Here is a 12958-nt window from a genome sequence, read left to right as displayed (position 1 = left end):
GCCAATTCCCGATGGGGCTGTGGAGAGACCGCTCGGGAATTGACTTTAAATGGGCCGGGATAACCCCGGCCCATTTGCTCGCTTATACGGTGGCTTCGCGGGTGTAACGCTTGGCTTTGTATTGCGGGTTCATCAGGTTCTCGATGGAGAGGATCTCGTCCAGCTGTTCGGCGGTCAGCAGGCCGCGTTCCAGCACGACTTCGCGGACGTTCTTGCCGGTCTGGGCACAGATCTTGCCGACGATATCGCCTTCATGGTGACCGATGAAGGGGTTCAGGTAGGTCACGATGCCGATGGAGTTCAGCACGTGGTTCATGCAGATGTCCGGGTTGGCGGTGATGCCTTCCACGCACTTCTCGCGCAGGGAGATGCAGGCTTTTTCCATCAGGCTCAGGGATTCGAACATGGCCTGACCAATCACCGGCTCCATGACGTTCAGCTGCAGCTGACCGGCCTCGGCAGCGAAGGTGATGGTGACGTCGTTGCCGAATACCTTGAAGCAGGACTGGTTGACCACTTCCGGAATGACCGGGTTGACCTTGGCCGGCATGATGGAGGAGCCAGCCTGCATTTCCGGCAGGTTGATCTCTTTGAGCGCAGTGCGCGGGCCGGAGGAGAGCAGACGCAGGTCATTACAGATCTTGGAGAGCTTCATGGCCAGGCGCTTGACCGCACCGTGCAGCATCACATAGGCGCCGCAGTCGGAGGTCGCTTCGATGAGGTCCTCTGCCGGCACGTAGGCACGACCGGTGATCTCGGCCAGACGCTTGATGGCAAGACCGGAGTACTCGGGCGGGGTGTTCAGACCGGTACCGATGGCGGTGGCGCCCAGGTTCACTTCCAGCAGCAGCTCCTGGCAACGCTTGATGGATTTGATCTCTTCACGCAGGGTGACGGCGAAGGCGTGGAACTCCTGACCCAGGGTCATGGGCACGGCGTCCTGCAACTGGGTACGGCCCATTTTCAGGATATGTTTGAATTCCTTGGCTTTGACATCGAAGGCGGCGATGAGGGCTTCCAGAGCGTGCAGGGTGGTGTCGGTGCTGTTGACCACGGCCACGCGGAAACCGGTGGGGTAGGCATCGTTGGTGGACTGGCACTTGTTGACGTGATCGTTGGGGTTGATGACGTCGTAGCGACCCTTTTCAAGTCCCATCAGCTCGAGGGCGATGTTGGCCAGCACTTCGTTGGTGTTCATGTTGACGGAGGTACCGGCGCCGCCCTGATAGACATCGACCGGGAACTGATCGAAGCACTTGCCGGTGTTCAGCATCAGGTCGCAGGCTTCGACAATCTTGTCTGCGATCTCGGGACGGATGGTGCCCAGCTCACCGTTGGCCAGTGCAGCCGCCTTCTTGGTCAGGACCATGCCACGAACAAACTCGGGAACGTCAGAAATCTTCTGAGTGCTGATCTTGAAGTTTTCAACAGCGCGCAGGGTGTGCACGCCGTAGTAGAGGTCGTTGGAAACTTCTTTGGTGCCCAGCAGGTCTTCTTCAATGCGGACGTTCTTGATGTCGCTCATTGTTATGCCTCAGAAATCAAATAAATGGAAACGATCCTCACCGAGTGGTCGCGATTTCCCTACGCACATTTCATCCTGAAGCACCACACATCGGGTGGGGCAGTTGGGAGCCAGTTGCTCCCTGTGCAATGACTGGTGTTGATGTTACCCCAATTGAGGTATCCGGTATTAGACCTGGATCACTAAATTTGAGGCAACCTCAAATTTCTTGTGGTCATTAAACAGATATTGCAATCGGGCGATTAACTTTGACAGAACAACCACCTCAATCCCAGTTGGGCGGACAAATATTTATCAGTATTCCGGGGCCTGCGGCAGGAGAGGCTTGAAAAATGATCAACCAGCCCCATTTTAATGTCAGAAGACCTGAACCCGGCGCGTCAGCATCAGCGATGTGCGGCTGCCGGCCGGACACCCCGGGTCCATTCATTCATCGCTCCGAGGTTAGTATGGGCAAGTTGTTACTGTTGTTGGTCGGGCTGGTATTGCTGGAGCTCACCGTCATGATCAAGGTGGGCTCCGTGATCGGGGCCTTGCCGACCGTTGGCTTGCTGGTGCTGACCGCCGTGCTGGGATCGTCGCTGGTGCGCAGCGAGGGGATCAAGACTCTGCTCACAGCCCAGCAGAAGATGCAGCTGGGGGAGATGCCCGGCCGCGAGGTGATGGGTGGCATGATGCTGGCGCTGGCGGGCTTGTTGCTGATTATCCCGGGATTTGTGAGCGATATTGTCGGCATCCTGCTGCTGCAGCCCTGGCTGCGCAACATGCTGGCCGACAAGCTGATTGGCAGCAATCAGTTCAGGATGCAGATGGGGGGCTTCCAGGCTCGCCAGCAGCCGTTCGAGCCGGGTCCCGGCGATGACAGGCCCGGACAATCCCCGCGAGGGGGTGGCAACACCATCGAAGGGGAGTTCGAACGCAAAGAGTAATCGCGAGCCTCGGGCTGTGCCGTCAGGATCTCCCCTGATGGCACAGCCGCTCGAATCTGTGGCGGGCATACCCCCATGCCAGCAATCCGGCGGCCAGGTTCGCCAGCAGCATCCCCAGATAAATCCCCTGTTCTCCCCCCAGTTTTGCCCCCAGCCAGGCCCCTGGCAGCAAGAAGACAAACAGTCTGATGCCGTTTATCAGCAGTGACACCGCCGATGCCCTGACGCCGTTGAGGGCCGAGGCCAGCAGCATCACCATGCCCTGAAAACCGTAGCCAATGGGGACCAGATGCAGATAGAGCACGATGAGTCGCACCACTTGCGGATGATCGCTGAACAGATCGGCGATGAAGGGGGCGAGAAGCCAGGTCAGCACGTAGACCCCAAGCTGGAACAGCAGGGCGAAGCGCATGCAGAGCAGCAGGGCGGCCTTGGCTCGGGCCGGATTCCCGGCGCCGCAGTTCTGCGAGATGAAGGGGGCCAGCACGGAAGAGAGCGCCATCATCACGATGAGCAGCAAGGCCTCGACCCGGGATGCCGCGCCGTAGGCGGCGACCACCTCGGTTCCGAGCCCGGCGAAAATGATCATCAACACGGCGTTGGCCAGTGGGTTGAGCATGTTGGTAAACGATGCGGGCACAGCCACATGGAGCAGGGCGCGCCAATGGGCCAACAGCTGAGGGCGGGGAGAGAGGCGCCAGGTCAGCAGCGTCTCCCGCTTGCGCAGCAGATGGAGGCTGACCAGCATGGCCATCAACCAGGAGAGGGAAGTGGCGATGGCGGCTCCCCGAATGCCCCACTCGGGGAAGGGGCCCGGCCCGAAGATGAGCAGAGGATCCAGCACGCCGTTGACCAGACCGGCGACCCCCATCACCAGACTGGGGGTCTTGGTATCCCCCGTGGTCCGGATGGCCGCATTGCCGACCATGGGCACGACCAGCATGGGGACGGTCAGATACCAGATGAGCATGTAGTCGTGGATGAGGGAGATGAGCTCGGCGCTGGCCCCCAGCAGGGTGAACAGAGGGGTAATGGTCAATGCCCCCAGCCCGGCGAGCAGACTCACCAGGATGACGGCAAGGAACAGACAGTCTGTGGTGATGCGGGCTGCCTCGTCATGGCGACCCTGCCCCAGGGCATGACCGAGCAGGGCGCACAGGCCCGCCCCCAGCCCCATGGTCAGGGAGGTGACGACAAAGGTGACCGGGAAGGTGAAACTGATGGCGGCCAGCGCCTGGGTACCCAGCATGCCGATAAAGAAGGTATCGACCAGGTTGAAGGCCAGGATGGCGATGATGCCCAGGATCATGGGGCCCGTCATGCGCAGCAGCATGGGTGTCATGGGGGCGGTCAGCATGGGATTGGGTCGGCTCAAGGCAGAGTCTCTAGGTGCTTTGGGCCTGAATGCTGGCCGTCTCCATCCGCCTTCCTGATTGGGGATGGGTGATCCATCGAAGGTATTCATAGTACGTGAAAATATTTTTTTTGTATTTGCCCTTGAAGGGCTAGCCCTGTTGCCCCAGATCAGGGACATGACAAATTTGGCCGATTGCGGCCATTCCTCAAGCAACACAGAGACTCATTTTGGGAGAGTTATCGATGAAAATTCGTCCACTGCACGACCGCGTCATCATCAAGCGCATCGAAGCTGAAGCCAAATCCGCTGGCGGCATCGTCTTGACTGGCACTGCGGCCCAGAAGTCCACCCGTGGTGAAGTTCTTGCCGTGGGGACTGGTCGAATTCTGGACAATGGGGATGTCAAAGCACTGGCCGTCAAGGTGGGTGACAAGGTGATCTTCAACGAAGGCTACGGCGTGAAGACCGAAAAGCTGGATGGCCAGGACGTACTGATCCTGTCCGAGACCGACATCCTGGCGATTGTCGAAGAGTAATCACCCTCCCTCTTTTCCCGAATTGATTTAAGGATTGAAGAACATGGCAGCTAAAGAAGTTAAGTTTGGCAACGAAGCTCGCATCAAAATGCTGGAAGGCGTCAACATCCTGGCCGATGCCGTCAAGGTGACCCTGGGCCCGAAAGGCCGCAACGTGGTGCTGGACAAGTCCTTCGGCGCCCCGACCATCACCAAGGATGGCGTCTCCGTTGCCCGTGAAATCGAACTGGAAGACAAGTTCCAGAACATGGGTGCCCAGATGGTCAAGGAAGTCGCTTCCAAGGCCAATGATGCCGCCGGTGACGGTACCACCACTGCCACCGTACTGGCTCAAGCCATCGTCAACGAAGGCCTGAAGGCCGTTGCCGCCGGCATGAATCCCATGGATCTGAAGCGTGGTATCGACAAGGCCGTTGTGGCTGCCGTTGCCGAGCTGCAAGCTCTGTCCACCCCTTGTGCCGACAACAATGCCATCGCCCAGGTAGGCACCATCTCCGCCAACTCCGACGAGAAGGTCGGCAAGCTGATTGCCGAAGCCATGGACAAGGTCGGTCGTGACGGCGTCATCACCGTGGAAGACGGTCAGGGCCTGGACGACGAGCTGGCGGTGGTAGAAGGCATGCAGTTCGACCGCGGCTACCTCTCCCCTTACTTCGTGAACAAACCGGAAACCGGCTCCGTCGAACTGGATGACCCCTTCATCCTGCTGGTGGACAAGAAAGTCTCCAACATCCGCGAAATGCTGCCGGTGCTGGAAGGTGTGGCCAAGGCGGGCAAACCGCTGATCATCGTGGCCGAAGACGTGGAAGGCGAAGCGCTGGCGACTCTGGTGGTCAACACCATGCGTGGCATCGTGAAAGTGGCCGCCGTCAAGGCGCCGGGCTTCGGTGATCGCCGCAAGGCCATGCTGCAGGATATCGCCATCCTGACCGGTGGTACCGTGATCTCCGAAGAAGTGGGCATGGAGCTGGAAAAAGCGACCCTGGAAGATCTGGGCCGTGCCAAGCGTATCGTCATCACCAAAGAGAACACCACCATCATCGATGGCGTGGGTGATGCTGCCCTGATCGAAAGCCGCGTGGCCCAGATCCGTCAGCAGATCGAAGAGACCTCTTCCGATTACGACCGTGAGAAGCTGCAAGAGCGCGTGGCCAAGCTGGCCGGCGGTGTTGCCGTGATCAAGGTGGGTGCTGCCACTGAAGTTGAAATGAAAGAGAAGAAAGCCCGTGTTGACGATGCCCTGCACGCCACTCGCGCAGCCGTGGAAGAAGGCGTGGTTGCCGGTGGTGGTGTAGCGCTGGTGCGCGTTGCTGCCAAGCTGGCCTCCCTGCGTGGTGACAACGAAGACCAGAACGTCGGTATCAAGGTTGCCCTGCGCGCCATGGAAGCCCCGCTGCGTCAAATCGTCATCAACGCCGGCGAAGAAGCCTCCGTCATCGCCAATGCCGTGAAGAACGGTGAAGGCAACTACGGTTACAACGCCTACACCGAACAGTACGGCGACATGCTGGCCATGGGTATCCTGGATCCGACCAAGGTAACCCGTTCTGCCCTGCAGTTCGCCTCGTCCGTCGCCGGCCTGATGATCACCACAGAGTGCATGATCTCCGAGCTGCCGAAGAAAGATGCACCTGCCATGCCTGATATGGGTGGCATGGGCGGTATGGGTATGATGTAATCCCGTCAAGTCATCAAACGGCTCGCTTTTGCGGGCCGTTTTTTTTAGTGCTACTAAGCTGAAGTTGTTGATAGTGAAATGATCTGAGGTGAACATGCGATACTTAGGGCTTCTCCCGTTACTCCTTTTCCTGGCCTTGCCGGGCATGGCGCTGGCGACACCGCAGGGGCCGGTCATTCTCAGGGTGACGGGGAATCTGGACCCTGCCGATCCGGCAGATGGAGAGGTGCTGTTCGATATGGCCATGATCCAGGCGCTGCCGCAGCATGAGGTGGTGACGAGCAATCCCTGGGTGGACAAACCGCACAAATACGTGGGGCCGAAACTGGCGGACGTGCTGACTGAGGTAAAGGCCAACGGCAAGAGCATCACGCTCACCGCCCTGAACAGTTTCCAGATCCGGATCAACTGGGATAAGGTCAAGCAATACGATCCTATCCTGGCCTGGCAGGATGACGGGATGACCATGCGGGTACGTGACAAGGGGCCGCTCTGGTTTATCCTGCCACTGGATCAGCATCCCGAACTCAGGCGTTCCGAGTTCACCGACATGATGATCTGGCAACTGAGTGCGATCGACATTCAGCAGTAAAAACGGTGGTTTACGGGAGTACTGGGTGAAAGCGAAGACCAGGGCCTGGCCCTTACTCGGCGTTCTTTATCTATCCATTCTGTTGTTCACGGGTAGCACCCTCTATTGCCTGGTGCAGATACAAAATGCGACCCGGGTGATGGAGAAGTACACCTATGACGTCTCCTGGGCATTGATGCAGTTGCAGCTCGAGCTGGGCCGCTTTCTCAATGCCGTCGAGATTTACCACTATGGCGGCATAGACCAGGAAGCCCTGCTGCTCCGCTATGACATTCTCTGGAGTCGTACCCCCATCCTCCTGAGCGGCCAATTGAGAAAAAGCCTCGCGGACAATCCGAAGACGCTGCGGCTGGTGAAACTGACCGAAAGCAGTATCCGCAAGCTGGAGCCTGATTTGGTCAAACTCAAACCGGGGACGCCGGATTACCAACAAGTCATGATGACACTGGCGCCCTTGCAGGAACCCCTCTCTTACTCTCTTGCTTCCGTCATGCAGAACAACATCAACGTCTATACGGGCAACGACGCGCGTTTTGGCCAGTTGCGCAATGCCCTGCTGTTCATGGTGTCGGGGCTGGTGGTGTCCGTCATTCTGCTCAGCGGCCTGCTGGTGCGAGAAGCCAGGCGCCATTTCAGGACCGCTAGGATCGATCCCCTCACCGGGCTCGCCAACCGACTGGCGCTGCTGGAAAAGATGGATGCCTATGTCACCCGTGACACCTCCTTCGGACTGGTGCTGGTTGACATCAACGACTTTCGCGATATCAACAGCAAGTTTGGCTACAACACAGGGGACCTCCTGCTGCAAGAGGTGGCAAAGCGGCTGCGCGCCCTGTGCGAAAACGGGGAGTGGGTGGCGCGTTTGGGGGGAGATCAGCTTGCCATGCTGCAACGGGAGGGGAGCGATCTTCGCCAGGTCAGGGAGCTCGTGGCCAGAGTGCTCCACTCCATCAAGCAAGACATCATCATCGACAACTACCCTTTCCGGCTTGAGGTCGGTATCGGTATCGCCTTCTTCCCGACCGACAGCAACCAGACCCAGGAGTTGCTCAGCCGGGCGGAGCAGGCCCTCTCTCACAGCCGCAAGACCCATGTTCCCTATGTCATCTATGACAGTTCCCTGCTCAACGAGACGGCCAGGCGCAAGCATCTTGCGTCCGACATGGTGATGGCGCTGGAGCACAATGCGCTCGAGCTCTATTACCAGCCCATCGTCAATCTTGAGAGCGGACGCTGTGAAGCCGTGGAGGCACTGCTGCGCTGGCGCCATCCCGAGCTTGGCTTTATTCCCCCCAACGAGGTGATCCAGGTGGCGGAAGAGTTCCAGCTGGCTGAGAAACTGGGTGGTTGGGTATTGAATACCGCATGTGAGCAACTGCATCAGTGGCAGCACCTGGGTTTGGTGGACTTGCAGATGTGCGTGAATATCTCCCCGGGCATGTACCAGCGCAACCTCTTGAAGCTGGTGGCCAGAGCGCTGATGGAGCACCATATCCCTGCGTCCAGCCTGGTGCTGGAGGTGACGGAAGACACCACCATGCGCGAGGTCAAGAACTCGCTGCAGTTGATGCAGGATCTCAGCCAGCAGGGTGTGCATCTGGCCCTTGACGACTTCGGCACCGGCTACTCCTCCCTCAGCTATCTGCAGAAGCTGCCGGTGAGCAAGGTGAAGATAGACAGGTCCTTCATTCAGGGTATCGACACCTCCATCGAGGCGGCCGAACTGGTCGCCAACATCTGCCGTATGGGCTCCATGCTTGGCAAGAAACTGGTATGTGAAGGGATCGAGACCCAGGGGCAGCTCGATGTGCTGCGCTCATTGACCGACATACATCTGTATGGGCAGGGATATCTGTTCAGTCGCCCGGAGCATGCTGAAAAGGCCTATCAGACATTGCTGGAGATGGAAGAGCGCTGGTTGGCCCGGCGCTCGCCGGACAAGGCATATCTGCGTTGAACGATATGGCTCATGTCTCACCGGTCCCGGCCGATAGTCTCTTGGCAGGAGGTACACAATGGATATTTCTAGTTCTGCAAAAGCGTCGTTCGGTTCTGCACTGATGGTGGCCAGCCTGGCCAAAAAGCAGCAGACCCAGGAAGGCGAATCCGCACTGAAACTGCTGGAAACAGCAGCGCAATCCGCTCCGGCAGCGCCGACATCGGCCAGTGCTTCCCTCGGAAGCAAGATCGATATCCGCGTCTGAGCGATAAAAAAGCCCCCATCTCTCGATGGGGGCTTTCTTTTTATTTGGTTGTTACCTGTCAGGCTCAGACCGGGAAAGGGGCCGGTGCCTCGAAGGTCATCCGCTCGCCGCTGCGGGGGTGGCTGATGGTCAGGCTGGCCGCATGAAGATAAAGGTGCGGTGCAGCCGTCAGCGCATCCGGGTTGGCGTAGAGGTTGTCGCCGAGGATGGGGTGACCCAGCTCCAGCATGTGTACCCGCAACTGATGGGAGCGACCGGTAATCGGGGTCAGCTTGATCAGGCTGTTGCCGTTCTCCACCTTCAGTTTCTGCCACAGGGTGAGGGCATGACGCCCCTCCTCAAAATCCACCTTCTGCTTCGGCCGGTTGGGCCAGTCGACGCAGAGCGGCAGATCCACTTCACCCGCATCCAGCACCGGTTCACCCCATACCCAGGCGAGGTAGTGCTTCTCGGTCTCCCGCTCTCGGAATTGCCGGCTCAGCTCCCGGTGGGAGTTGGGGGTGAGCGGGATCACCAGCACGCCGGTAGTCGCCATGTCGAGGCGATGGGCAGCCGCCGCTTTGGGGTGCTGCTGCTTGACCCGATGGAGCACGCTGTCTTCATTCTCGGGGCCGCGTCCGGGGACGCTCAGCAGGCCAGTGGGCTTGTTGACCACCATGATGTCCTTGTCCTTGAACAGGATATCGAGCCAGGGTTCTAGGGGCGGTGAGTATACAAACATAGCGTCTCGCATCTTTGGTCAAAGCGGGGGCAAGCCCCCATTAGTTATGGATTACCACGATAAAAGTGCATGGCAGCCAACTCGCGTTGGGTTTGGCCATTTCACTGTTTTATCAGTTATGGGTAACCACAATAAAGCGGATGGCATCCAGCTTGAGCTGGGTCTGGTCGATCAGGTGGTGCAATTCTGCCTGCAGATTGCGCAGATATTCCAGCTCGCTGTCGCGCACATTCGGGTTGACCGCCTTGAGTGCCTCCAGCCTGTCCAGATCCTGTTGCAGGGTCTGCGCCATCTGGGCACGGGCCTTGTCTACAATCCCGGCTTTCAGTTCGTTGGCAATGACCTCGCCCTTGCCAATCAGGCCGTGGATCACCGGCTGGGATGCGGTAACCAGCTTGCTGCCAAGGTGGCGGTTGACCGGTGTCAGCTGGCGGTTGAAGGCATCAAACGCCACTTTCTCTCCCAGATTCTGGCCGTTCTTGTCCATCAGCAGACGGATCGGCGTCGGCGGCATGAAGCGGTAGAGCTGGGGATGAGCCGCGGACTCGGCAACGAAGATCAGCTCAAGCAGGATGGAGCCGACCGGCAGCGCCTTGTTCTTGAGCAGTGCGACCGAGGTGGCACCGATCTCGGAACCCAGGATCAGGTCGATACCGCCGCGCATCATGGGGTGATCCCAAGAGAGCAGCGCCATGTCATCCCGTGACAGGGCGGTGTTGCGATCGAAGGTGATGGTCATGCCGTCTTGCGGCAGGCCCGGGAAGCTCGGCACCAGCATGTGATCCCCGGGAGTCAGCACCAGCGCATTTTCACCACGATCATCCTGGTTGACGCCGATCTCGTCGAACATCTTGAGGGCGAAGGAGATCATGCCGGTGTCGTCATCTTCGGCGGCTAGCTTCTCGACCAGCTGCTGGGCGGTCTCGCCACCGCTGGAGTGGATTTCCAGCAGGCGATCGCGACCCTGTTCCAGTCTGGCCTTGAGCGGCTCGTGCAGTTCGCGGGTCTTGGCCAGCAGGGCGTCGAGGGGGCCCTGCTCGCCGGTGTTGGCGGCCAGCAGCTCGAACAGCTCGTCACGTACCGTTTCGAACACCGGGCGGGCCGTCGGGCAGGTCTGCTCGAATGCATCCAGACCATCGTGATACCAGAGCTGCAGGGCGCGCTGGGCAGTCCCTTCCAGATAGGGGACGTGGATCTCGACGGTATTCTGCTGACCGATACGGTCCAGTCGGCCGATACGCTGTTCCAGCAAATCCGGGTTGAGTGGCAGATCGAACAGCACCAGATGGCTGGCAAACTGGAAGTTGCGCCCTTCTGAGCCGATCTCGGAGCAGAGCAGCACCTGAGCGCCCCCCTCAGCTTGAGCGAAATAGGCGGAGGCCTTGTCCCGCTCGAGGATCGACATCCCTTCGTGGAACACGGCGCCACGGATCCCTTCACGGGTGCGCAGCGCCTCTTCCAGGGCGTTGGCGGTGGCTGCTTCGGAGCAGATCACCAGCACCTTCTGCTGACGGGCGGAGAGCAGCAGTTCCAGCAACCATTCGACGCGCGGGTCGAACTGGGTCCAGGTAGCGTTGTCGCCTTCGAACTGCTGGAAGATCTTCTCGGGATAGAGGTAGCGCAAGGCACGGGTCTGCAGATCGCCGCCATTGCCACCCATCATGCCCATCACCTTGATGGCGGTCTTGTACTGCTCCGGCAGCGGCATGGGGTAGACGTTGAGGTGGCGCTCCGGGAAGCCCTGAATGTTGGCGCGGCTGTTACGGAACAGCACCCGGCCGGTGCCATGCTGATCCAGCAGCTTGGCAACTGCCTGCTGACGGGCGGCCGCATCAGTGAGATCCAGCCCATCCAGCTGGCTGGCGAGGATCTGCCTGGCTTCATCGCTCAGGGTCTTGCCATCCAGCAGTTCCTGGGCTGCGCTGGCGACCTGACCATAGGCCTGCTCCTCGGCGAGGAAGGCGTCGTAGTCGTAGAAACGCTCCGGGTCGAGCAGGCGCAGACGAGCAAAGTGACTCTGGTGGCCCAGCTGATCCGGGGTCGCGGTCAGCAGCAGTACACCTGGTACCTGTTCGGCCAGCGCTTCCACCATTTCGTAGGCGCGGCTCGGTGCCTCCTCACTCCATTCCAGATGGTGCGCTTCGTCGACAACCAGCAGATCCCACTCGGCTTCCAGCACTTGTTCGAAGCGACGACGCTTCTTGCGCAGGAAGTCGAGGCTGCAGATCACCAGCTGTTCGGTCTCGAAGGGGTTCTCTGCATCGGCGAACGCCTCAATGCAGCGCTCCTCGTCAAACAGGGAGAAGTGCAGGTTGAAACGGCGCAGCATCTCGACCAGCCACTGGTGCTGGAGCGTTTCGGGCAGCAGGATCAGCACCCGATGGGCACGGCCGGAGAGCAGTTGCTGGTGAATGATCATGCCTGCTTCGATGGTCTTGCCCAGACCAACCTCGTCCGCCAGCAATACGCGCGGGGCGTAGCGGTGACCCACTTCATGGGCGATGTAGAGCTGGTGCGGGATCAGACTGACTTTCCCGCCAGCCAGGCCGCGAGTCGGGTTGCGGCGACGCTGGTGCTGGTTGACCAGCGCTTCGTAGCGCAGGGTAAAGCGGGACATCCGGTCAATCTGGCCGGCGAACAGGCGATCCTGCGGCTTGTTGAACTTGATGAAGTTGTTGAGAAACACTTCCTTGAGGGCAACCGGCTCACCATTGTCGGTGCGAACACCTACATATATAAGCAGGCCATCTTTCTCCTGCACTTCGTCGACCGTCATGGTCCAGTCTTCGTGGCTGGCTATCTGATCGCCCACATTGAAGCTGACCCGGGTGACCGGTGCCTCTTCTTTGGCATACATGCGGTTTTCACCGGTAGCCGGAAACAACAGGGTAACCATGCGTCCTTCAACAGCAACGACAGTCCCCAAACCCAGATCCGTCTCTGTATCACTAATCCAACGCTGGCCAAGTGCAAAAGGCATTAAACTCTCCAAAGCCCAAGAGTGTGAGAATCGCAAAGGGGCGCTATGTTACCCGAAGGCGGAAAGCCGATCATCATGGTTGTGCTGCAAGGGAAAGCCAAACTGATACAAGCTTGATCTGTCAACCTGCCGGCCTCAATACAGCATCCGGAATACCAATCTGCAGACCCTTTTCGTGCATTAATTCATCATCGCGGTCGCTTTGTAAGCGGTTGAGCGATGAAAGCCATCTTTTTGCAATTATCTCCTTGCCAGAACGAATTCGCTCCCTATAATGCGCCTCCATCGACAGGGCAAGCGGCAACGCAAACAAGCCGGTCGGTAGCCTAGAAAAGCCTGTGAAAATAAGGCTTGACTCGAGAAGGCGGTTGAGTAGAATGCCACTCCCGCAGCAGCCAAAAGCTGCGTCGCTCTTTAACAATTTGAATCAAGCAAT

Annotated in this window: 10 protein-coding genes; 6 read left to right on the top strand and 4 right to left on the bottom strand. The window is 59.0% G+C overall.

From position 1 onward, the window contains the following. Nucleotides 1-82: 82 nt before the first annotated feature. Nucleotides 83-1525 (bottom strand): aspartate ammonia-lyase, encoded by a 1443-nt coding sequence (gene aspA, locus AB5Y59_RS09080; RefSeq protein ID WP_010673133.1) that lies wholly within the window; start codon nucleotides 1523-1525, stop codon nucleotides 83-85. 449 nt (nucleotides 1526-1974) lie between these two features. Between aspA and AB5Y59_RS09075 the strand changes: the two genes are divergently transcribed. After that, nucleotides 1975-2454, top strand: a complete 480-nt coding sequence (locus AB5Y59_RS09075; RefSeq protein ID WP_039040009.1) for an FxsA family protein — start codon at nucleotides 1975-1977, stop codon at nucleotides 2452-2454. 22 nt (nucleotides 2455-2476) lie between these two features. Here AB5Y59_RS09075 and AB5Y59_RS09070 read toward each other — a convergent pair whose 3' ends face one another. Further along, nucleotides 2477-3811: an MATE family efflux transporter gene (locus AB5Y59_RS09070; RefSeq protein WP_234927695.1), complete on the bottom strand. Its 1335-nt coding sequence runs from the start codon at nucleotides 3809-3811 to the stop codon at nucleotides 2477-2479. A gap of 242 nt (nucleotides 3812-4053) precedes the next feature. Between AB5Y59_RS09070 and AB5Y59_RS09065 the strand changes: the two genes are divergently transcribed. The 5 genes from AB5Y59_RS09065 (at nucleotide 4054) to AB5Y59_RS09045 (ending at nucleotide 8821) form a co-directional block, all read left to right on the top strand. Continuing rightward, on the top strand, nucleotides 4054-4347 hold the full coding sequence (locus tag AB5Y59_RS09065; RefSeq protein ID WP_005309514.1) for a co-chaperone GroES: 294 nt from the start codon (nucleotides 4054-4056) through the stop codon (nucleotides 4345-4347). Nucleotides 4348-4390: 43 nt separating this feature from the next. After that, nucleotides 4391-6025, top strand: a complete 1635-nt coding sequence (groL, locus tag AB5Y59_RS09060; protein ID WP_010673136.1) for a chaperonin GroEL — start codon at nucleotides 4391-4393, stop codon at nucleotides 6023-6025. A gap of 94 nt (nucleotides 6026-6119) precedes the next feature. Next, nucleotides 6120-6617, top strand: a complete 498-nt coding sequence (locus AB5Y59_RS09055; RefSeq protein WP_162726575.1) for a molybdopterin-binding oxidoreductase — start codon at nucleotides 6120-6122, stop codon at nucleotides 6615-6617. Nucleotides 6618-6642: 25 nt separating this feature from the next. Then, the gene (locus tag AB5Y59_RS09050) at nucleotides 6643-8574 is read left to right on the top strand and encodes a bifunctional diguanylate cyclase/phosphodiesterase (protein WP_039040011.1); all 1932 of its coding nucleotides are present in this window, start codon (nucleotides 6643-6645) and stop codon (nucleotides 8572-8574) included. 58 nt (nucleotides 8575-8632) lie between these two features. Next, nucleotides 8633-8821: a hypothetical protein gene (locus AB5Y59_RS09045; protein ID WP_368211857.1), complete on the top strand. Its 189-nt coding sequence runs from the start codon at nucleotides 8633-8635 to the stop codon at nucleotides 8819-8821. Between the two features lie 64 nt (nucleotides 8822-8885). Here AB5Y59_RS09045 and rluA read toward each other — a convergent pair whose 3' ends face one another. Further along, nucleotides 8886-9542: a bifunctional tRNA pseudouridine(32) synthase/23S rRNA pseudouridine(746) synthase RluA gene (rluA, locus tag AB5Y59_RS09040; protein ID WP_042014863.1), complete on the bottom strand. Its 657-nt coding sequence runs from the start codon at nucleotides 9540-9542 to the stop codon at nucleotides 8886-8888. Between the two features lie 112 nt (nucleotides 9543-9654). Beyond that, nucleotides 9655-12522, bottom strand: a complete 2868-nt coding sequence (gene rapA / locus AB5Y59_RS09035) for an RNA polymerase-associated protein RapA (RefSeq protein WP_316286895.1) — start codon at nucleotides 12520-12522, stop codon at nucleotides 9655-9657. Nucleotides 12523-12958 lie beyond the last annotated feature (436 nt).

The organism is Aeromonas sp. s10 (assembly GCF_040907975.1).
Taxonomy (GTDB): Bacteria; Pseudomonadota; Gammaproteobacteria; order Enterobacterales; family Aeromonadaceae; genus Aeromonas; species Aeromonas caviae.
Note: the sequence above shows the minus strand (reverse complement) of the source record. Positions and strands in the feature narration are given on the sequence as shown.

Excerpts from the sequence above, each read along its gene's own strand:
- aspA (WP_010673133.1), bottom strand. The coding sequence starts at position 1,525 with ATGAGCGACATCAAGAACGTCCGCATTGAAGAAGACCTGCTGGGCACC.
- AB5Y59_RS09075 (WP_039040009.1), top strand. The coding sequence starts at position 1,975 with ATGGGCAAGTTGTTACTGTTGTTGGTCGGGCTGGTATTGCTGGAGCTC.
- AB5Y59_RS09070 (WP_234927695.1), bottom strand. The coding sequence starts at position 3,811 with ATGCTGACCGCCCCCATGACACCCATGCTGCTGCGCATGACGGGCCCC.
- AB5Y59_RS09065 (WP_005309514.1), top strand. The coding sequence starts at position 4,054 with ATGAAAATTCGTCCACTGCACGACCGCGTCATCATCAAGCGCATCGAA.
- groL (WP_010673136.1), top strand. The coding sequence starts at position 4,391 with ATGGCAGCTAAAGAAGTTAAGTTTGGCAACGAAGCTCGCATCAAAATG.
- AB5Y59_RS09055 (WP_162726575.1), top strand. The coding sequence starts at position 6,120 with ATGCGATACTTAGGGCTTCTCCCGTTACTCCTTTTCCTGGCCTTGCCG.
- AB5Y59_RS09045 (WP_368211857.1), top strand. The coding sequence starts at position 8,633 with ATGGATATTTCTAGTTCTGCAAAAGCGTCGTTCGGTTCTGCACTGATG.
- rluA (WP_042014863.1), bottom strand. The coding sequence starts at position 9,542 with ATGTTTGTATACTCACCGCCCCTAGAACCCTGGCTCGATATCCTGTTC.
- rapA (WP_316286895.1), bottom strand. The coding sequence starts at position 12,522 with ATGCCTTTTGCACTTGGCCAGCGTTGGATTAGTGATACAGAGACGGAT.